This window comes from Fructilactobacillus frigidiflavus (genome assembly GCF_044054575.1).
Taxonomy (GTDB): Bacteria; Bacillota; Bacilli; order Lactobacillales; family Lactobacillaceae; genus Fructilactobacillus; species Fructilactobacillus frigidiflavus.
This window is the reverse complement of record NZ_CP168716.1, coordinates 594,380-613,102: the sequence shown is the minus strand read 5'-3', so window position 1 is coordinate 613,102 and position 18,723 is coordinate 594,380. Positions and strand designations below refer to the sequence as shown.

Sequence of the window (18,723 nt, the reverse complement as noted above, 5' to 3'; positions counted from 1 at the left end):
GTGATTTAGTTGTAAAAATAAACTTTATTCTTTATAATTGATTATCGTTAAAGAATAAGTAAGGAAGTGTATAATTATGACTTGTGTTTACGTGCGTAAAGCAACTGAAAAAGATTTACCAGAAATTAAGAAAATTATTGACGCCGGACGTGGTTTCTTAAAAGAACAAGGAATCAACCAATGGCAAGGTACTTACCCAACTACTGAAGATATCAAAAGAGACATTGATAACAGTACTTCATATGTAATTGATGTTGATGGTAAAGTTGCTGGTTCAGCAACCCTTCACTTGGGAATCGACCCCGATTACATTGAAATGGAAGAAGGAGCTTGGGATCATGGTGCAACTGCTCATTACTCAGCTATTCACCGTGTTTCAGTTTCCCACGAATACCGTGGCCAAGGTCTTGCTAGTAAGTTAATCAGCGGATTATTCACTGTTTCTTCATTACTTGGTTTCAAAGATGTTCGAATCGATACTCACCCAATGAATAAGGGAATGCAACACATCATCTTATCTTGTGGCTTTACTAAAAAAGGAATTATCCGGACTAAAGCTGAAGACGATGACCGTTTTGCTTACCAAATCGAATTACACTAATCACAGGAGCTTTCAATGAGTGATCAAGCTGTTTTAATCAAATTAATCATCATGGCTCTTGCTGCAATCTTAGTTACGATTGCCAGCTTAGTTTGGACATATAAAACCCAAGCAACTTGGCGTTCGAAACGATTTGCCGCACTAACCATTTTATTAATTAGTTTTATTACCATCCTCATAATCCTGATATAAATAAAAAAGACCTCGGAAATTTTTTCCGAGGTCTTTTTTAGATTAAAATTCGAATAATGGCTAACGAAATAATTCCGACTACGACAATTACTAATAAATTTTTACTAATCACTGCCGAAAGCACAGTAGGAATGGAAGCTAGTAAATTTTCAACGTTCAAAGTGGGTAGATGACCCAGATGTTGCACAAATAACCCGCTAAACCACAAAGCTGACATAATTACGACAGGCACAAAACTCAAAAATTCGACCACCGCAATTGGCAATTCAAATTTTTTCAATAAGATAAAGGGAATGACCCGCGTTAGCCACGTCACGATTCCACACCCGACGATTACTAGCATCATAAACTTAAAAGAAAGCATTTTTAATTTTCACTCCTAACCAGCATCCCACTAAACTAACTACCAAAAGCAGTAAGTTACTTGGGATAAAAATCAAGCCCACGTAGGTCAAAACTAACGTTAGCAAGACCATCAGGATTTGCAACTTAAAGGGCATCGTTTTATCTGCCGAAATTTGGAGATAAAGGAGCCCGATAAACATGGCGATGAACGCAAAATCGAGACCAAATTGATTAGGATCAGGAATCAGGCTTCCTAAACTGCCCCCTACTCCCGAAGCAATCACCCACGTTAAATAGGCTACAATATTTGCACTATTTAACCATTCAAAAGTGATAATTCGATTGGTATAGTTCAGTTTATTCATCGTTAAAGCAAAAGTTTCATCGGTCAACAATGATCCCAAAATAATATTTCTGAGCATGGATTCTTTTTTCAAATACGGAGCCACAGTCATCCCCATTAACAGCATCCGGGCCGAAAGTAAAAAGACGGCCACTAAAATTGAAAGAAATGTGCCACCCGCAACTAACATGCTCACAATGACAAATTGTGCAGCTCCTGAATACGTAATTAAGGACATTAACACAATTAATAAAACATTTAATCCGGCTGACTTCGCTACAATTCCAAAGGCTAGCCCAACCCCAATATATCCTGATAGCGTTGGAATTGTATCCTTAATTCCTGAACGGATTGATAGATTACCATTCACCATCTTCACCTCTTTGCTTTCGATTTATAATACTAATTATTATATAATTAATTTGCTGAAATTTTTAGCTAAAATTTTAATCTATCAGAATAACGTGAAGAAATGAATTGATTTTGGTGGAAATTACGTAAATAGTAGAGTAAAATAAAGATTATTGATAAGCGAACAAACGTTCACGTTTTAAAAATAGAAAGGTGTTTTTATGGCCTCAAGTTCTAAGAAAAACGCGCAAGATGCTCGTCAAGCTGAGCTCGATAAAGCGTTAAAACAAATTAAAAAAGAATTTGGTACTGGTGCTATTATGCGAATGGGCGAAACTCCCGAAAACTCTGTTAGTGCAATCTCAACTGGAATTTTATCCTTAGATATTGCCCTTGGAGTTGGTGGCTTTCCCCGTGGTCGGGTAGTAGAAATTTTCGGTGCTGAATCTTCTGGTAAAACTACCATTGCCTTACAAACCGTTGCAGAAACCCAAAAGAATGGTGGAACTGCAGCTTATATTGATGCTGAAAATGCGATGGATCCCGAATATGCCAAAGCATTAGGCGTTGATATTGATAACTTACTTCTTTCACAACCAGGAACTGGTGAAGAAGGACTTCGGATTGCAGATGCCTTAATTGGTTCTGGTGCAATTGATTTAGTCGTGGTCGATTCTGTAGCTGCATTGGTTCCAAAAGCCGAAATTGAAGGAGACATTGGTGATTCTCACGTTGGTTTACAAGCTCGTTTGATGTCCCAAGCCCTTCGTAAATTAACGGCTAACATCAACAAGACTAATACCGTTGTAATTTTCATTAACCAACTTCGGGAAAAAGTTGGAGTGATGTTTGGTAACCCCGAAACGACTCCTGGTGGTCGAGCATTGAAATTCTACTCTAGTGTTCGTCTCCGAGTTAGTGGAACGAAACAACAAAAAGACGGTCAAGAAGTCGTTGGGAAAGAAACCAAGATTAAAGTTGCCAAAAACAAGGTGGCCCCTCCTTTCAAGACCGTTGATACGCTCATGAGTTTCGGTAAAGGGATTGAACCAGTTGCTGACATGGTGAACTTAGCCGTTGATAAAGATATTATCGACAAGTCTGGTTCATGGTACTCATACGGTGAAGAACGTCTAGGTCAAGGGCTTAACAAAACTGTGGCTAACTTGAACGAAAAACCTGAGTTAGTAGAAGAACTAATCCACAAAGTTCGAGTAGCTTATGGCATTGAAAAAGAAGATCCTGCTAAAACTGAAAAAGTAGAAAAACCTGACAAAGCAGTCAAAGATGACGCTAAGCCAGCTGAAGATGCAAAACTAGATATTTAAATTAAAATCTTTATTTTTAAGACCGCAAAGTAATTAGCGGTCTTTTTTGTTATAATAAAGACACAATTAAATAGCTGGGGTGCTTAACGGCTGAGATTATACCCATTGAACCTGATCTAGGTAATGCTAGCGGAGGTAATCTGACAAACAGTTGTCTAATTTAATAAAACAAAAGCCGTCTTCTAATTAGAAGATGGCTTTTTCTTTGGAGGAAGCTATGATGAACAACATTGAGGTCCAAAACTTCAATTTCAAATATTCAAAAAGTGAGCAACCGATTTTCGAAAACGTTAATCTCACTTTTCCTAGTGGTGAAATTTCACTACTAACCGGGCCATCTGGTTGCGGTAAATCAACCTTACTGACAATTATTGCTGGATTAGCAGATAATCCCACGTATCGTGGAACTATTAAGATTGCTGGGAATAGTATCAAAGAGATTGTCCCGGCAAAACGGGCAAAATTAGTAAGCATGATGTTTCAAGATCCTAATCAACAATTTGTCATGCAAAAAGTAAAAGAAGAATTAATCTTTGCTTTAGAAAACATTCAAACTCCGCCAGCGGAAATTGAAAATAAAGTTAATGATGCCTTAGCCTTTTGTGACATTCAAAATTTAGCTGACCGAAAGATTGTAACGCTTTCTGGTGGCGAAAAACAAAAAGTGGTTTTAGCAACGATGGTCGCACTAGATTCGGACATTATGTTATTAGATGAACCATTTGCGAGTATCGACTTCCCTGCCAAACAGGCTATTCTAGCAAAATTAGTTAAATTGCAACGCGAACAGCACAAAACCATCATCATTTCTGATCATGATTTAACTGGTTACACTGGGCTGGTTGAGCATTTATTTCGCGTTGAAGGGACTTCAATTAAAGAACTTTCTGGTCCTGAAACCTACCAAACGTTGAATAATAATTATCAACCTGATATTCATTTTAAAATTCCCCAGCAGGACTTTAACATCGAAGTCACTGATTTTTGTTTTCAAGCACAAAAAAAGACTTTGTTAAATTGTTCTAAGTTTAAATTCTATCAGGGCTGTACTTTATTAACGGGAGCAAGCGGAATTGGGAAGTCCACGCTATTTCGTTCCCTCACCAAGCTCAAAAAATACCATGGCGAGGTCTTTTTAAACACTAAAAACATCAAAAAAATCAAAAATAAAACTTTTTACCAGCAAATCGCTTTAATTTTTCAAAACGCCAACGACCAATTTTTAAACGTCACTGTAACCGAAGAATTACAGTTAGCCCAAGCAACAGCTTTATCTGATTTTTGGACGGAAGCCAAAATTGCAGCGACGTTAAAAGTCCTCCAACTTGACGATAAAAAAGAACAAGTCGTTTACACGTTAAGTGGTGGGCAAAAAAAGAAACTCCAAATTTTGTTAATGTTAATTCGTGATCCGCAAATTATGTTACTTGATGAACCATTTGCTGGCTTAGATCGTGAATCAGTAAAACTAGTTGAGTCACTGTTACAAACCGAATTTATCAAACGGCAGCATTCATTAATTGTGATTAGTCATCAAATCTTTCAATTTAATCATTTTTTTGATTATCACATTGAATTTGCCAACCAAAAATTGACTTACAAGGAGGCGCTCTAATGAATCCAGCGATTAAATTACTACTCGTGTTTTTGATTGCCTTTGAAATTTCGTTCATCACAAACATTACCCTAAACGTTATCATTATCGTAGTTTGTCTGGCCTACTTAATTTGGAAACGCGTTAACCTTAAAACGGTGGCCATGTTTTGTTTAGTTGCCTTGCTACCCGCTTTAGGAATTTTCTTTTCTCAATTCTATTACGGAGATGGAATAGTAATGGGTACGGCATTGTTCACGCGACTTTATGCCTATGTCTTCCTAGGATTAATTTTCTCGTTAACGACCTACATGGTTGATTTAGCAAATTCGCTTGAACAAAATGCTCATGTTCCCGCTAAATTTGTCTATGGCGTATTAGCTGCTATTAATTTAGTTCCCCGTTTACAATACGAAATCAAAGTAATTCGGGCTAACGGAAATATGCGAGGAAAAGTGCTACACCCTTGGATGCCGACTTTGTATTTTAAAGCCCTGATTGTCGCCATTGGCTGGTCAAACGACTTAGCTCAAGCTATGGAATCACAAGGATTTGTCGAAAATCAACCGCGAACCTTTTTCAAAATTAGTAAAATTCATCCCAAAGACTGGATTGTTTTGTTAGCCACTTTGCTTGTAGTTCAATTAATTATCTTTATTCACTAAGGAAAAAATATGTCATCCGCTTATAAATACATCTTGCAACAATTTCAGCAACGCAACGTTTCTTTAACCGAAATTGCCCAGCTGGCAATTAATTATCAATGTTTATATAGTAGTGTTCCTGCTATTAAAACAGCCGAAAAGTTATTAGAAAAAATCATGCAAAAACCTCAAGTTAGCGAAAATTTGCTAGTTTGTTTTGCCTTAGAAAACAGTCAATTAAGCGAACCCCTTGTCCAAATTTATCACAACGAAAATGTCACCAACGCTTTGTTGCTGCAAATCGCTGACGTCTTTGGGACAATTGGAATTTCCAATTATTTTGAAATCAAATTAAATCATCCTGAACTCATCAATTTCCCAACTAACGAAAAAACAACTGCCATTGTATTAGCTTTGGCAGCTGCTTTATCTGGTAAATTGGCACAATTAGATTCGTAGTTAGCAAAAAAAGATCGACAAAAATGTCGGTCTTTTATTTTTGATTTAATCCCAAAACATTAATCCAGCCATAATAACTAAACTGGCAGAGCTTTTGATCTAGTTTAATGGTTTCTGCTTCAGTAAAAGAATGTTTTAAAATATCATAGAAAGTCGCTGTATTTGAATACACAAAAAAGTGAATTTGGCGTTGATCAGGCACAAAATCCGTTGGTAAAATTCCCTTTTGTTCCATCTCAGCAATTACTTGAATCACTTGATCGGTAAAAAATTGCGTAATCAGTTCCGCTAAATTATTGTATTTAGAGCCATTTGTTTTAAACAATAATAAATCTGCAATTTCCCGATTTTGGTAAACAGCATGAATTACATCATCCATATTCAAAACTTTTTCCAACCAAATTTGATTAATGTTAGCTGGAGTCATTGACTGCAGTGCTTCATTAATTTGTTTAGTATAAATTGTTTTTAAATCATGCAAGAGCGGATTCACTAACTGGGCTAATAGGTCATCTTTTGATTTGAAATGCTTATAAAAAGCACCCGTGGTGAGTTCAGCTTGCCGACAAATATCGCGCAATTTTGTATCTTTAAATCCCTGGGCTAAAAAAGCCTGTTTCGCTGATGCTAACAGTAATTCATTGGTCATTTCGTAATTACGTTTCGTTCCCATTTTCGTACCTCGATATTTTTTCTTGCCAAATTAAGGTAACGGTGTTATCTTAAATAAGGTAACAGTGTTATCTTATCGCATGTGTAACTAAAAAATTACTTAGGAGAAGTAAAGTGAAAAAAATTATTAAAGTTTCTAGCGTTTTGTTTTCATTTATTACAATAGCATTATTTTTAACTGGTTGTAAAAGTCAAAGTAGTCAAAAGTCAGATAAAATTAATGTTGTAGCTACCACCAATTTCTATGCCGAACCTGCTAAAGCAGTGCTAGGTGACCACGGAAAAGTTGAATTCATTGTCAAACCTGGAGTTGATCCTCATGAATTTACGCCCAAAAATTCCGATGCCGCAATTGCCAATAAAGCAACCGTAGTTGTTGAAAATGGCCTTGGTTATGACGAATGGATGAATAAGTTGGATAGTAACAACGGTAATGATCCCAAAGTCATCAACGTTGGTAAGCTAATGGATAAAAAGAATGGTGACAATGAACACATTTGGTATGATCCCGCTACTATGAGTAAGTTAGCTGATAAGTTAGCCGAAACTTACGGCAAGATTCAACCAAAGCATAAAAAAGAATTCGAAAAGAATGCAGCCGATTACAAAAACAAAATGAAAAAGAATCAAGCACTTGTCAAAGAACTTGCTACGAAGAGTAACCACCAAAAAGTTGCGGTTAGTGAACCAGTCTTTAACTATTCGCTTGAAGCCATGGGTTACAAAGTAACTGATCCTGGTTTTGCAAACGCCATCGAAAAAGACGTTGACCCATCACCAAAAGATTTAGTTAAGGTTCGTGACGACATCAAAGGTCACAAAATTGCCTTCTTTGTTGAAAATACGCAAACCGAAAATAAAACGGTCACTGATTTAGCTGAACTTGCTAAAAAGAACAACGTTCCCGTCGTTAAAGTTACTGAAACGGTTCCGGCTGGCACAAACTACTTTGATTGGATGAACAGTCAATACGAACAAGTTAAAAAAATCCAAGATAATCAATAATCTTTGAGTGATTTAGTTCTATAATAGAATTAAAAGCACTGAAAGGAAATCAATTATGTACTTAGTTTGGATTCATTTAATTACTTGGCTAGTTATTTTAGTGACAACGATTCTAGCCCTCTTTAGCCAATCAAAGAAGTTAAGTTTAATTTCGATGATGATTACCCGAGTTGGTTATCTATTCGCGATTGGAACGGGAGTATTACTAGTCAGTCATGCTTTCCCTAATCATCCGACTTTAACGATTATTAAAGTGATTCTCGGAATTGTTTTAATTGGGATTATTGAAATGGCCTTTGCCACGAAAAACCGGAAACGTTTATCGCTCGGACTGGCCTGGCTAGTGATCTTCTTCATCTTATTGGTGGGTGGCCTAGGTTTATATCTAACTAGTGGGTTTCCCTTAAATCAATATTTATAAACAAAAAAGGTCTGCAATCGCAGACCATTTTTTGCATATTATTTAATCAACTCTCTGATTAGAGCGAACCACAATTTTCTTAACCGCAATCACGACTACGAAATTAAAGATTAAGATGAACAAAATTTGTTCTAATCCCAGTAAATCTTTTGAAACTTGAATGGAAAAAGAACCGTTAGTATATGTATTATTTTCGACGAATTTTTGCCATTCTGAGCTATAAACTACCATCTTGCCAAACACAAAATAAGCAAATAAAGTTAGCGTGGGTAAGATGTATTTCAAAAATCTAAATTTGATGTTTTCCATGACACCAGTTGCCACAATTACTCCGTTTAATAAAGCTGGGATTAAATAAATAATGATGACAAAAATACCAAATGACTCAACTGCCAAGAAACTTCCGGCTGTGAGATAGACTAAAATATCAAAAGCAAGTGCTAATAAAATAACTAATAAGGTAAACATAAAAATCTCCTCCCTCGAATTGATTCGTTGAAGTTATCGTACGTTAAAACAATAAAATTTCCTAGCTAATTATCGTAGCACTGCCTAAATTCCATGTCTACGGATAGGTTACATCCGCTCAATCCCCTATCCTCACTGACTTACAGCAAACAAAAAATTCTGCCACCTTAAGTGACAGAATTTTATTTTTTACTATTTATCTAATAAATGAGTCCGTTCTAACATCTTAGCAATGGCCATTGAAAGTACTCCACTAAAGAGAAAAACGGAAATATAACTGACTACAAACAAAGCAGCAATCATTCCAAAACTAAATCCAGCATAATCATGCTTAATTAGTTGGTAACCAAACGTTACAATCGTGGTGGTAAAGGTTGATAATAACATTCCCAATTTGCCATAGTTTTTGTAACCAGTAAACGCAAACCCTAATTCAGATCCAATTCCTTGAACTAAACCTGAGATTAAAGTAGCAGCTCCCCAAATTCCACCTAGCAACATTTCAACTGCTGCTCCTAAAAATTCAGCAAGTAAGCCAGAACCGGGTTTCTTAATTACCATTATGGCTAAAGGTCCAGCAATGGTCCAGAAACCAATCAATACTGCACCGCTAAATGGTGCTAATCCCATTGGGGTTAAGATTGCGGTAACGGCCGTGTAAATCGGATCCATAATCCAAAAAATTAATCCACACACAATTCCGATTAATGTAACTAAAATAATGTCTTTCAAATGCCATTTGTTCATAATGATTCCTCCAAAAATTAATTTTCCAAAATAAAAAGCTCTCGGCCACAAGCAGAGAGCTTTAGAAAAATTAATTTTTAGAGATTGCATCGCGAATACAATCCTTAATCATCTAAAGTTAGAAAGTTTCCTTCGATAGTACAAACTATATCAGGTTCAATGGGTTTAATCTCAGCTCGTGGCACCCCAACTTTTTATTTATATGTGTTTAGTATAGCATACAAAAACTTTAAAGCAACTTGATTTTCAAATTAGCAAGCAGTGTTTCATCATCAAGCGTAGCTAAATTATCAAAAGTTGCCGTTAAAAAACTTGCGGCCTGCACGGGGAACTTTTGCATTGCTAACTCGGCCGCCACCGGTAAAATTCCAGTCGCATAAGCTAAAGCTGCTAACGAATCATTTTGACTTAAAAAGACCCCTAAAATTCCATCTAAAACATCACCCATCCCGACATTCGTACATAGCAACGGTGCGTTATTTTCAATCAAGTAAACCCGTTCACCATCCGTCACAATATCAGTTGCACCCGATACGACGACCTTGCATTTCAACTTTTTCGCCGCTTGTTTCGCAATCTCAACTTGATCACCATCACCGCTACCCGCATCAATGCCATGTGACTGCCAGGCAACCCCTGCTAAAGCCGCGACTTCTCCCATATTTCCCCGCACTACATCGACTTGGACGTTTTTTAATAATTGTTGAGCTCGTTCTGTCCGAATCGTTGAAGCAGCCACGGCTACAGGATCAAAGACGACGGGAATGCCCATGGCATTTGCTTTTTCGCCAATCGTTAACATCAACATTTGCGACACTGGGCTAGTTGAGCCTAAATTTAAAGTAACCGCATTCGCTAAGCTAGTGAGTTCCTTAGCTTCTAACGGATCGGCAATCATGATGGGTGAGCCACCAATATAATTAATTCCATCTGCTACGTGTTGCGGGGTTACATGGTTTGCAACGTTTAAAACAATTGGACTTTGCTCACGAACATTCTTAATCATTTCTTCCATTTTATCTACCTCGTTTCTTTAAAATTTGGACGGTTTGGTCAATATCTTCACTTTTGGTAATGGCAGAAATCACAGATACTCCTGCAACTGGAGCATCCTTTAATTCAGCGACGTTATTGGAATGAATTCCACCGATTGCGACCACTGGTAATTCGGTCTGTTCTGCTACTGCTGTGACTCCGTTTACCCCAATGGGCGCTTTAACTTTTTGCTTACTAGTGGTTGCAAAAACTGGGCCAACGCCTAAGTAATCAACCAACTTTAATTCCGCTTCACTCTGCTTTAATTCCGCTAAATCATGGACTGATAATCCAATCAACAATTCTGGCGATTGCTGCCGAATCACATGGACTTTTTCGTCTGTTTGCCCCACATGAATTCCTTCTGCATGAATCGCCATGGCCAATTCATAATCATCATCGACAAATAACGGAATTTGATATTGCTTTGTAATTTGATGCACTAACCGACCCAGTTCATATTTTTCTTTTTCGGCTAACTGACTGCCATCTTTTTCGCGATATTGAACGGCAGTTATCCCTGCTTCACAAGCGGCTTGCACCGTTGCCAGTAATTGTTTCGCACTGTTTTCGGTGTTTTGCGTTCCGATTACTAAATAAACTGTTAAACATTTCGGATTAAATTTCATGATTACTCCATTCTCCGTGATTTAACGGACCGTGACCGTGGCCAATTGGCAACGGTTGGCTAATAATCGTCGCTAAATAGTCGTGAGCTTGGTGAATTGCTGTTTCTAGCTTAATTCCTTGAGCTAAATAAGCCACAATTGCTGATGATAAGGTATCACCTGTTCCGTGGGTCCGAATCGTATCAATTCGTTTTGATTCTAACCAAAATTCGTCATCGTCACCTAGTTTGACAAAGTCATAAACCACCGCTTCGTGACCATGTCCGCCTTTAATGATGACATTCGGACAACCTAAGGTTTGAATTCGTTTCGCGGCATTTAACATATCGACTTGGGTCTCCACTTTTTGGTCAGCTAAAAGTTCTGCTTCCGGCAAATTAGGCGTAACTAACGTCGCAAGCGGCAATAAATCGGTTTTTAACGTTTGAATGGCTTCGTCAGTTAATAATTTAGCCCCACCTTTGGCTACCATCACTGGATCAACCACTAAATTAGGAATTTGATATTTTTTTAGATTTTTCACTACCATTTGCACCCGTTCTGAATCAAATAAGGCACCCGTTTTCGCAGCTCGAATCTCAAAATCAGCCATAATTGAGGCAAATTGGGCATCAATGATTTGCTGAGGTAAGGGATATAAGTCCTGCACCCCATAAGTATTTTGAGCCGTTACTCCGACCACCACGTTGGTGCTAAAAGTGTGACATGCTTGCATCGTTTTGATGTCCGCTTCCATCCCAGCTCCACCACCAGAATCCGTTCCAGCAATCGTTAAGGCTTCTGGAAATTGTTTTAATTCGTCCATCATTAGGCCTCCATAGCTTGTGCAAAAAATTTAAGTTCGTCAATGACGCTAATTCGGAATGCTTCAATCGCAGCCGGATAGTCTTTGGAATCAACCTTTTGATTCAACAACTTAAACATAGTTTCGCCAAAATTTTCTTCCGAACTCGCATAAAAATCAATCCAGTCTTTAAACGGATTAGCGGCATTATTTTTCCCTTGTTTAACTAATTCATTAGCCACGTAGTTATAAACATATGGGCAAGCTTGCATTGACGCTAACCCTAATGCGGGTGATTGCTCTAATGATGCTTGCATGTGATTTAGATAATGTTTCGTAGTGGCTTTTTGCTCAAGTTCTGGAGTCATAATTGCTTTGGTATCAGTCCCAGCTACCCGTAATAAAACTTGGTGAGCTCCGTTTTCGGAATTAATATCATGTTCGGTTACGGCCAATAATTCTGGATCTAAATCACCTAAGACGGCTTGATATAAATGCAAAAAATTTTCTAAGTACAAGTTATCTTGTTGCGTGTAACTAATTAACGCGGCCTTGGGTAAGCTACCCGCTGCAATTCCTTTTACAAATTCATTGGTAAAAAACTGCGGCATGATATCCGTAACCCCTGCCTTCATTTGATCTGATAATAATGTTTTTGTCATCTGCTTTTCTCCTATCGTTTTTTGGCAAAAATAAAAAGTCCCCAGCCATGAGCTGAGAACTTCATCATTAATTTTTTAATTGCAAAAGTAGCCAAAAAGACCTACTTATGATTAATCATTAAGTAAAAGTTTCCTGCGATAGTATTAGCTATATCAGGTTCGATGGGTATAATCTCAGCTCTAGGCACCCCAACTTTTTATTTTTATGCAGTTAGTATAACATAGTTTTTCTTTTATTTATGAAAAAGTTTGCTGGCACCTAAATAAAGGACCGCCACAATTCCCATTGTAATAAAGGTTGCTCCGGTAAAATCTTGAATCACCGCTAATTGTTTCAAACCTAGATAAATTAACACTCCCACTACTAGAGAAGCAATCGCAATCAAGTTAAACCCATCATGATACCAAAGTTTTCCGTTCGCATCGGATAAAGTTTTTTGGTTGTAACTGCCCTTATTTAAAATAAAGTAATCCACTACCATAATTGCAATAATTGGTCCCAGTAACATTCCCGTGTAATCAAGGAATGAGATGAAGGAGTTCAAGAAACTACCACTCAAGATTGGCACAAACGTCAAAATCATTGAAATAATTGTAATCACAACTAATGACTTGTTCAAGCTTAATTTAGGCGTCATGTTATTTAAAGCGGAGGCTCCCGCTTGAATGTTAACAGCGTTGGCAGTCATACTGGTCAAAACAATTACGAGCATCGCAATTAAACCTAAGCCTAATTTATTCGCAATAATACTAGGATCGGAATTATTAGGATTGTATGATCCAGACGTTAAAGCCACACTAATCGTGGTACAAATTCCAATCATCCCGAAACTCAATAATCCTAACAAAGCTCCCCAGAATGGGGCCGTAATCGAAGTTCCTTTTTTACCAGTAAAACGAGTGAAATCAGCACCACCCATTACCCAGCCCAGACTGGAAGCCGCAATCGTATCAATTGCCAGTCCAAGTGGCATTTGTTGTGCTTTAGGAACCACGTAGTGAGCAATCTCAGCAAACGAAACGTTTTTAAAAACAACCACTGCTTCTAAAATCACAAAGATAATTACTAAAATTACTCCGATTCGTTCAACTAATTGAACCGAACGTTGTCCCGCCACAATACTTAAAATGTGCAAGACACTCATCACTAAAATTCCAACAATTAAGCCGAGGTTACCGCCCGGATGACCAAAAAGCGGCCAGTTGAAGAAACTATGAAAAATAAAAGCCAACGAAGTCGCGGCAATAAAGGTATTAACGGCCGTCCAACCTAGAAACAAGGTTAAATTAATTACGGTTGGAATCAAACTTCCCCGAATTCCAAAGGAACCACGGGCTAAAACTGTGGTGGTTGCCCCCGTTTTATAACCAACATAACCCATTAAACTCAAGAAACAATAGGCAATGATTCCCCCAATTAGCATGGCTTCAATTCCACCGAAAAGCCCACAAGCAGCAATCACACCACCAATAAACCACGTTCCGTTATTCGCGTTGGCACCATACCAAGTCGCAAACATATCCCAATAGTTCATATTCCGTTCGCTATTGGTGATAACTTTAAATTTATATTTCTGATTATCCAAGTTGAAATCCTCCAAAATGTTAACATTACTTTTATATTTGAATGTATCAATCGTCTTTTACAGTATGGCAAAGAAAATCACGGTTTAACAGTCTGGCTTAGTCAAATTTCAATAGTGTATAATTGGATTAATCATCATTAGAAAAGAGGATTTTTCATGCGTCAGCAAACTTCACGGTCAAATCATTCAACCAGTCACAAAAATTTATATTTAACTTTACTTCTTATTGCCTTAGTCGTCGTAATTGGTGCCGGAGTTTATCTATTTGCTAGCGGGGCTATGAATCAAGTTTCAACTACACAGCCATCCGCAACTACTAGTAAAGCAAAGGAGCAAGCAACTTCAACAAAAAGTCAAACTACCAAAACAACTTCCAAAAAGTCCAGCTCTAATGACAATCATGAAGTTTGGAATAGCAGCAAAAATGCTAAACTAAATAATTTCATGGATGCTTTTGGCAGTAAGATGAACCAAGATTATGATTACTTTAATCCGGCTAACCAAGATAACTACATGGGTTATCGGTTTCCAGAAGTCTTTTCTCAAGGAAATATTCGGGTAAATGGTAGCCCGGTTTCCATCGGCTGGTCTGATGACGGAACTGGCAGCAACGATTATAACGTCGTTGCTATTTATTCAGATGTGGATTCTGATCGAAATAAAGGAAGCATGAGCCCCCACCTTTATCTATTTACGATTCATGATGGACAACCAGTTGCCTTGATAACGCAGCAAACCCAAGGTAATCCCGAAAATGCGATTTACTTTAAACCAACTGCTAACCAAGATGTTAGTGGTCAATTTGCTAATATTGTTAATAATAATGAGATGAATTATTAATTAACACAAAAAAGCCATCTAACGGCTTAAATACTAATCGTTAGATGGCTTTTTAAGCATTTTATTGAATAGAGAAAAAATAAGTACAGAAATCCACGCAAATATCGAACAATAAAGAGACAAAGTAAAGTAAATTGGTTCTTTATAACTAACATTTAATTTATTTTTGCCACGTCTAGCTGCCAAATAAATTCCACCAATATCTGTTAGTTGATACTGGTCAGATTGTAACTGGTGTTTGATTATTTTATGGTTTTTTACCTTTTTTAAAATTTTTCCATTTAATTTTAAAACAGTATCATGATATGCGACCATAGGAACCCGTGATTCCATGGATTTTTTACTATGCCATGTAACATCAATACTTCCATCATCTAAAACATGTTTATGATAACCATGAGTATTATAAGTAATCTGATGTCGATATTTATTTTGTAAATGACAAGGTGATACATCATCACTCTCATCGGGGAGATAATCAGTTACAGAACGAGTAACATCATTTAGTGGTTTCGATAAATCGTCACTTTCAAAATCAGTTTTTAGCTTGGTTTTAGTCATACCTTTTGGGTAATATCCATAAGGGAGCAAATGACTAGCATAAACCCCTACTTGTGGCGGTTGACTATTCAGTTTCCAATCATTATTCATCTGGGTTTTAATGTTTTTCATTCCCAACATTAGGGCAGAAATCGCCAGGATTCCCAAAAAAGCATAATATGAATACTTCAGTAACCGGTAATTACTATTTCGAATAATTTGATTCATTGACATTAAGAATCCCGTAAGCATTAATAATGCTGCAAATGCAAAAAAACGTGAGGGATATTGCAAAAAATTTTGAAAACAACAAAAAATACGTCCAGTTTGATTCCAAGGAAAATATTCCGAAGATAATATAAATAAAAATAATCCAATAATTGTAATACCAAGATTCAAGCGAGAACGCTTAAAGTTGAATATAGTAATGAATATTTGTGTGGTGATAATAATTATGAATACTATTCCAACCTCACTTTGTGTTATATTGGGAAATACCATTTTCATAGCACCAAATTTTAAATTTTCATTACTAAACGGTGGAATTAACTTATTATGCAAAAAGACATTGTAAAAGGCAGCAAAATAATTTGCGCTCAAAACCATTGATAATATAGCATTTAAACATATTTTGCTAAAATACTTCACTTTTTGACGTGAACGAATAAATCCAATTAAGAAAAATGGTAAAAACATTACGATTGTAATCACTGTACTCAAAACATGCATTTCCAATAGTAACGCAACAACGATTGCTAACGTATAATGAACTTTTTTAGGAGATCCATAAAGTAAATCCAACGCAACCATCACTGCGTAAGGTAAAATCATGGCACCCCAGTCTAAAAAGGCAGAACTGGTAATCCAGTAAGTGATAAAATTTTGCGATAAATAAATAATTGCACCAGAAACAGCTAAAAAATAATTAATTTTAAGTCGACGAAATAAAACATATGCGCCTAATCCTGATACTGTTAAAATTATAAAATCAACAATCATTTCAAACCAAAACCAACTATGAGTAACTAATAAAATAAACCCCAGTAAATATGTCATATATGGTCCATAAAGTGCATTTACAATTTGTCCAGACTGCCGATAACCATAATTAGACATAAAATAACTATAATTGTGGTGTTTAATTTGCATTTCAGCATCATAAATTCGGTTAAAGTGAAAAAAGGTATCATATCCAACAATCACATTCTTAGAAAAAAATTGGAGCGACAACATCACAAGAATAGCAGAAAAAATAACTGCTAAAGATGCAAGATTTCTCTTGTTTTTTAATAAGTTGATTTTCAGTGTAAACTACCCCCTTGATAATTATTACTTTTAGGGGATAAACCTCTAACTAATATTTTGGTAGCTTCATCGACCCATATGTTAATTTGTTTATTACTAACATTTGACCTACGTGTAATTACAATTTGAAAAATAAATCCAGATACGATACTAAATATATACTGAATTACTCTCTGAACAGGAATGTTTATTATTTCATTTATAGATTGAAAATATTTAATTTGATGTGCAACCTTACTACTACTGATGAAAAATAAATGTCTATTTATTTTGTCCATCACCGATTTATATTTTAGTGATTCTTGAATCAGAATTAATATTTGTCCCTCATTTTGCAAAGCAAAAATAATTCTATTTTTTATAATAAAATGCAAAAACTCAGATAAATCATCAAATTTTTGGTTTTCTATTAACGCTATAAAATCATGTTCAAGTTTAGGAACAACAAATTCAAATATTAGATTCATGATAGATTTTAATATTTGATCCTTATCTTTAAATTGAACCAAAATTTCTTTTTCCTCTATTCCAGTCATTCTAGAAATGTCCATAATAGTGGTTGAACTAAAGCCCCTAGTAGAAAAAATTGCTAATCCAGCTCTTAAAATTGACTTTCGTTTTTCGGATAAGTTTGTCTTTAATAAACATTCTGCGAAAACACTTTGTATGTTATTGTTCATAGAAGATTCCTTTTATTTTAATTTTCAGCTTTTTATCTTCCAAAATATTCTCCTTAATAATCGTTTAATTGTTTTTAATGTAATTGTTTCCTTAAAAAACAACAATAAAAACAAACAATATTCTCAATAAATAACTCAAAGTTAGTAATTATGTGAATTAAAAAAGGACTTATTCCGATTTAATATCGAACTAAGTCCTTTTTAATTTTCTAATTTATTTTACTAATTGATTTCATCAATAATTTAGCAATGTATTCTGGAGTTTCCGGATTATCTTTACTGAGCCAGTTATCAATAATATTAAATTGACCACCGACAAAGTAATCAACGATATAATTTGTTGCATTTTCACTAGCATTCAAATGCCAAGGAAAATCAAAAGCTAAGTAAATATTCTTAAACTTATCAAGCCTTTGCAACATAAAGGGGAGAAATATATCTCGCTTAATTAAAATTGAAATTTCATTTCTTTTAGACCACCAAAAATCGAAAACAATATCAAGAATATCTTCAAATGTAGTTATTTCATTTGATTTTTTCTGGATAATCTCAAAATATTCATCAAATAATTTATCACAATAAGTATTCAATAAATCTTGTTTGTTATCAAACAAGCGATAAAAAGTTCTTCTAGCCAACTGTGCTTTATCAGCAATGTCTTTAATCGTAATGTCAGAATATTCTTTTTCGCCTAGCAATTCAAAAAAAGCATTTACTAACCATTTTTTGGATCTAATCGTGCTTTTATTCATCTTTTTATTCATTTTTCCTCCATGTCACAAAACCTAGACTAATGTATCACTTTAACGTTTTGTATAGACTAACCACTTTTTCTGCTCTATTCTAATATAGAAATAAAGTTTTGTCACACTAGTGACATTAAAAGGAGGAAGTAATGAAAAAATTAAAATACGTTTTACCAATTTTACTTTTAGTAAATATCTTGTGTATGATGGATGTTTCCATCATGACCATTGTTTTGCCAGAAATTCAGTCAGCTTTCAATGAAAGCCTATCAAATCTATCATGGGCAATTAACATCTATACCATTATTTTTGCTAGTTTAATTATTCCATTCGGTCGATTAGCAGAGAGAGTCGGTAAAAATAAATTTGTTTTTACTGGTCTACTAATTTTTGGAACTGGTTCTTTTTTAACTGGGATTGCAGGCGACTTACCATTTATGTTATTTGCTAGAGCAATTCAAAGTACTGGTGCCGCAATGATTATTCCAACTAGTATGGTAATTGCGCTAGAACTAACTAACGACGATAGTCGAAACAAAACCGTTGGTGCCTTAGCTGGATCTCAAGGATTAGCAGTTGCCCTTGGACCAGCAATTGGTGGAGTTGTTTCCCAATATCTTGGTTGGCGATGGGTTTTCTTCATTAACATTCCGTTAATCCTATTGGTTCTAATTATCTTTCCACTAGTATTACCATTAAGAAAAGAAAAGAAAAGACTACCAAATCAGTTTCACTAGACTGGGTAG

The 18,723-nt window shown here is 35.9% G+C and carries 23 protein-coding genes and 3 riboswitches; of the genes, 10 read left to right on the top strand and 13 right to left on the bottom strand.

Features of this window, described 5'->3' with window-relative positions:
* The first annotated feature begins 76 nt into the window (after positions 1 to 76).
* On the top strand, positions 77 to 601 hold the full coding sequence (locus tag ACEPSS_RS03125) for a GNAT family N-acetyltransferase (RefSeq protein WP_395320101.1): 525 nt from the start codon (positions 77 to 79) through the stop codon (positions 599 to 601).
* 15 nt (positions 602 to 616) lie between these two features.
* Positions 617 to 793, top strand: a complete 177-nt coding sequence (locus ACEPSS_RS03120; RefSeq protein ID WP_395320099.1) for a hypothetical protein — start codon at positions 617 to 619, stop codon at positions 791 to 793.
* Positions 794 to 830: 37 nt separating this feature from the next.
* Here ACEPSS_RS03120 and ACEPSS_RS03115 read toward each other — a convergent pair whose 3' ends face one another.
* Both ACEPSS_RS03115 and ACEPSS_RS03110 read right to left on the bottom strand, forming a co-directional pair.
* Complete coding sequence (locus ACEPSS_RS03115; RefSeq protein ID WP_395320098.1) at positions 831 to 1,157, bottom strand: AzlD domain-containing protein; 327 nt, start codon at positions 1,155 to 1,157, stop codon at positions 831 to 833.
* A complete protein-coding gene (locus tag ACEPSS_RS03110) occupies positions 1,144 to 1,851 on the bottom strand; it encodes an AzlC family ABC transporter permease (RefSeq protein WP_395320470.1) in 708 nt (235 codons plus the stop codon). The genes ACEPSS_RS03115 and ACEPSS_RS03110 overlap by 14 nt, the downstream gene beginning before the upstream one ends.
* 202 nt (positions 1,852 to 2,053) lie before the next feature.
* Between ACEPSS_RS03110 and recA the strand changes: the two genes are divergently transcribed.
* The 4 genes from recA to ACEPSS_RS03090 all read left to right on the top strand — a co-directional run bounded on the left by recA (position 2,054) and on the right by ACEPSS_RS03090 (position 5,857).
* Positions 2,054 to 3,160, top strand: coding sequence for a recombinase RecA (gene recA, locus ACEPSS_RS03105; protein WP_395320096.1), 1,107 nt, complete (start codon positions 2,054 to 2,056; stop codon positions 3,158 to 3,160).
* 65 nt (positions 3,161 to 3,225) lie between these two features.
* Positions 3,226 to 3,316: riboswitch (TPP riboswitch) on the top strand.
* Between the two features lie 61 nt (positions 3,317 to 3,377).
* Positions 3,378 to 4,775 carry an ATP-binding cassette domain-containing protein gene (locus tag ACEPSS_RS03100; RefSeq protein WP_395320094.1) on the top strand — a complete coding sequence of 466 codons (1,398 nt, stop codon included), beginning with the start codon at positions 3,378 to 3,380 and terminating at the stop codon, positions 4,773 to 4,775.
* On the top strand, positions 4,775 to 5,419 hold the full coding sequence (locus ACEPSS_RS03095; RefSeq protein ID WP_395320092.1) for an energy-coupling factor transporter transmembrane component T family protein: 645 nt from the start codon (positions 4,775 to 4,777) through the stop codon (positions 5,417 to 5,419). Before ACEPSS_RS03100 ends, ACEPSS_RS03095 begins: the two co-directional genes overlap by 1 nt.
* Before the next feature lie 9 nt (positions 5,420 to 5,428).
* A complete protein-coding gene (locus tag ACEPSS_RS03090; protein WP_395320090.1) occupies positions 5,429 to 5,857 on the top strand; it encodes a hypothetical protein in 429 nt (142 codons plus the stop codon).
* A gap of 34 nt (positions 5,858 to 5,891) precedes the next feature.
* On the opposite strand, the gene ACEPSS_RS03085 is transcribed toward ACEPSS_RS03090, so the two are convergent.
* A complete protein-coding gene (locus ACEPSS_RS03085) occupies positions 5,892 to 6,530 on the bottom strand; it encodes a TetR/AcrR family transcriptional regulator (RefSeq protein ID WP_395320088.1) in 639 nt (212 codons plus the stop codon).
* 113 nt (positions 6,531 to 6,643) lie between these two features.
* Between ACEPSS_RS03085 and ACEPSS_RS03080 the strand changes: the two genes are divergently transcribed.
* Positions 6,644 to 7,534: a metal ABC transporter solute-binding protein, Zn/Mn family gene (locus ACEPSS_RS03080; RefSeq protein ID WP_395320086.1), complete on the top strand. Its 891-nt coding sequence runs from the start codon at positions 6,644 to 6,646 to the stop codon at positions 7,532 to 7,534.
* Positions 7,535 to 7,589: 55 nt separating this feature from the next.
* A complete protein-coding gene (locus ACEPSS_RS03075; protein ID WP_395320084.1) occupies positions 7,590 to 7,955 on the top strand; it encodes a YisL family protein in 366 nt (121 codons plus the stop codon).
* Between the two features lie 42 nt (positions 7,956 to 7,997).
* On the opposite strand, the gene ACEPSS_RS03070 is transcribed toward ACEPSS_RS03075, so the two are convergent.
* From ACEPSS_RS03070 to ACEPSS_RS03040, 7 genes are all read right to left on the bottom strand, one after another.
* A complete protein-coding gene (locus tag ACEPSS_RS03070; protein WP_395320083.1) occupies positions 7,998 to 8,423 on the bottom strand; it encodes an Msa family membrane protein in 426 nt (141 codons plus the stop codon).
* A 192-nt stretch (positions 8,424 to 8,615) separates the two neighbouring features.
* Positions 8,616 to 9,170 (bottom strand): ECF transporter S component, encoded by a 555-nt coding sequence (locus tag ACEPSS_RS03065; protein ID WP_395320081.1) that lies wholly within the window; start codon positions 9,168 to 9,170, stop codon positions 8,616 to 8,618.
* 110 nt (positions 9,171 to 9,280) lie between these two features.
* Positions 9,281 to 9,369: riboswitch (TPP riboswitch) on the bottom strand.
* A gap of 30 nt (positions 9,370 to 9,399) precedes the next feature.
* The gene (gene thiM / locus ACEPSS_RS03060; protein WP_395320079.1) at positions 9,400 to 10,185 is read right to left on the bottom strand and encodes a hydroxyethylthiazole kinase; all 786 of its coding nucleotides are present in this window, start codon (positions 10,183 to 10,185) and stop codon (positions 9,400 to 9,402) included.
* A gap of 1 nt (position 10,186) precedes the next feature.
* Complete coding sequence (thiE, locus tag ACEPSS_RS03055) at positions 10,187 to 10,834, bottom strand: thiamine phosphate synthase (RefSeq protein WP_395320077.1); 648 nt, start codon at positions 10,832 to 10,834, stop codon at positions 10,187 to 10,189.
* Positions 10,824 to 11,642: a bifunctional hydroxymethylpyrimidine kinase/phosphomethylpyrimidine kinase gene (thiD, locus tag ACEPSS_RS03050; RefSeq protein ID WP_395320075.1), complete on the bottom strand. Its 819-nt coding sequence runs from the start codon at positions 11,640 to 11,642 to the stop codon at positions 10,824 to 10,826. Before thiD ends, thiE begins: the two co-directional genes overlap by 11 nt.
* Positions 11,642 to 12,280 carry a hypothetical protein gene (locus tag ACEPSS_RS03045; RefSeq protein ID WP_395320074.1) on the bottom strand — a complete coding sequence of 213 codons (639 nt, stop codon included), beginning with the start codon at positions 12,278 to 12,280 and terminating at the stop codon, positions 11,642 to 11,644. The genes thiD and ACEPSS_RS03045 overlap by 1 nt, the downstream gene beginning before the upstream one ends.
* 113 nt (positions 12,281 to 12,393) lie before the next feature.
* Positions 12,394 to 12,482, bottom strand: a riboswitch (TPP riboswitch).
* 31 nt (positions 12,483 to 12,513) lie between these two features.
* The gene (locus ACEPSS_RS03040) at positions 12,514 to 13,866 is read right to left on the bottom strand and encodes a purine-cytosine permease family protein (RefSeq protein ID WP_395320072.1); all 1,353 of its coding nucleotides are present in this window, start codon (positions 13,864 to 13,866) and stop codon (positions 12,514 to 12,516) included.
* 156 nt (positions 13,867 to 14,022) lie between these two features.
* Here ACEPSS_RS03040 and ACEPSS_RS03035 point away from each other — a divergent pair, with 156 nt between their 5' ends.
* Complete coding sequence (locus tag ACEPSS_RS03035) at positions 14,023 to 14,706, top strand: DUF4767 domain-containing protein (protein WP_395320070.1); 684 nt, start codon at positions 14,023 to 14,025, stop codon at positions 14,704 to 14,706.
* A 33-nt stretch (positions 14,707 to 14,739) separates the two neighbouring features.
* On the opposite strand, the gene ACEPSS_RS03030 is transcribed toward ACEPSS_RS03035, so the two are convergent.
* From ACEPSS_RS03030 to ACEPSS_RS03020, 3 genes are all read right to left on the bottom strand, one after another.
* On the bottom strand, positions 14,740 to 16,395 hold the full coding sequence (locus ACEPSS_RS03030; RefSeq protein WP_395320068.1) for an MFS transporter: 1,656 nt from the start codon (positions 16,393 to 16,395) through the stop codon (positions 14,740 to 14,742).
* Between the two features lie 152 nt (positions 16,396 to 16,547).
* Positions 16,548 to 17,231 (bottom strand): TetR/AcrR family transcriptional regulator, encoded by a 684-nt coding sequence (locus tag ACEPSS_RS03025; protein ID WP_395320066.1) that lies wholly within the window; start codon positions 17,229 to 17,231, stop codon positions 16,548 to 16,550.
* 209 nt (positions 17,232 to 17,440) lie between these two features.
* Positions 17,441 to 17,995, bottom strand: coding sequence for a TetR/AcrR family transcriptional regulator (locus ACEPSS_RS03020; RefSeq protein WP_395320064.1), 555 nt, complete (start codon positions 17,993 to 17,995; stop codon positions 17,441 to 17,443).
* 131 nt (positions 17,996 to 18,126) lie between these two features.
* Here ACEPSS_RS03020 and ACEPSS_RS03015 point away from each other — a divergent pair, with 131 nt between their 5' ends.
* Positions 18,127 to 18,714 carry an MFS transporter gene (locus ACEPSS_RS03015; protein ID WP_395320062.1) on the top strand — a complete coding sequence of 196 codons (588 nt, stop codon included), beginning with the start codon at positions 18,127 to 18,129 and terminating at the stop codon, positions 18,712 to 18,714.
* Positions 18,715 to 18,723: the final 9 nt, after the last annotated feature.

Bases quoted from the DNA above. Each gene is read 5' to 3' on its own strand.
- ACEPSS_RS03125 (WP_395320101.1), top strand. From the start codon at position 77: ATGACTTGTGTTTACGTGCGTAAAGCAACTGAAAAAGATTTACCAGAA.
- ACEPSS_RS03120 (WP_395320099.1), top strand. From the start codon at position 617: ATGAGTGATCAAGCTGTTTTAATCAAATTAATCATCATGGCTCTTGCT.
- ACEPSS_RS03115 (WP_395320098.1), bottom strand. From the start codon at position 1,157: ATGCTTTCTTTTAAGTTTATGATGCTAGTAATCGTCGGGTGTGGAATC.
- recA (WP_395320096.1), top strand. From the start codon at position 2,054: ATGGCCTCAAGTTCTAAGAAAAACGCGCAAGATGCTCGTCAAGCTGAG.
- ACEPSS_RS03100 (WP_395320094.1), top strand. From the start codon at position 3,378: ATGATGAACAACATTGAGGTCCAAAACTTCAATTTCAAATATTCAAAA.
- ACEPSS_RS03095 (WP_395320092.1), top strand. From the start codon at position 4,775: ATGAATCCAGCGATTAAATTACTACTCGTGTTTTTGATTGCCTTTGAA.
- ACEPSS_RS03090 (WP_395320090.1), top strand. From the start codon at position 5,429: ATGTCATCCGCTTATAAATACATCTTGCAACAATTTCAGCAACGCAAC.
- ACEPSS_RS03085 (WP_395320088.1), bottom strand. From the start codon at position 6,530: ATGGGAACGAAACGTAATTACGAAATGACCAATGAATTACTGTTAGCA.
- ACEPSS_RS03075 (WP_395320084.1), top strand. From the start codon at position 7,590: ATGTACTTAGTTTGGATTCATTTAATTACTTGGCTAGTTATTTTAGTG.
- ACEPSS_RS03070 (WP_395320083.1), bottom strand. From the start codon at position 8,423: ATGTTTACCTTATTAGTTATTTTATTAGCACTTGCTTTTGATATTTTA.
- ACEPSS_RS03065 (WP_395320081.1), bottom strand. From the start codon at position 9,170: ATGAACAAATGGCATTTGAAAGACATTATTTTAGTTACATTAATCGGA.
- thiM (WP_395320079.1), bottom strand. From the start codon at position 10,185: ATGGAAGAAATGATTAAGAATGTTCGTGAGCAAAGTCCAATTGTTTTA.
- thiE (WP_395320077.1), bottom strand. From the start codon at position 10,834: ATGAAATTTAATCCGAAATGTTTAACAGTTTATTTAGTAATCGGAACG.
- thiD (WP_395320075.1), bottom strand. From the start codon at position 11,642: ATGATGGACGAATTAAAACAATTTCCAGAAGCCTTAACGATTGCTGGA.
- ACEPSS_RS03045 (WP_395320074.1), bottom strand. From the start codon at position 12,280: ATGACAAAAACATTATTATCAGATCAAATGAAGGCAGGGGTTACGGAT.
- ACEPSS_RS03035 (WP_395320070.1), top strand. From the start codon at position 14,023: ATGCGTCAGCAAACTTCACGGTCAAATCATTCAACCAGTCACAAAAAT.
- ACEPSS_RS03030 (WP_395320068.1), bottom strand. From the start codon at position 16,395: ATGCAAATTAAACACCACAATTATAGTTATTTTATGTCTAATTATGGT.
- ACEPSS_RS03025 (WP_395320066.1), bottom strand. From the start codon at position 17,231: ATGAACAATAACATACAAAGTGTTTTCGCAGAATGTTTATTAAAGACA.
- ACEPSS_RS03020 (WP_395320064.1), bottom strand. From the start codon at position 17,995: ATGAATAAAAAGATGAATAAAAGCACGATTAGATCCAAAAAATGGTTA.
- ACEPSS_RS03015 (WP_395320062.1), top strand. From the start codon at position 18,127: ATGAAAAAATTAAAATACGTTTTACCAATTTTACTTTTAGTAAATATC.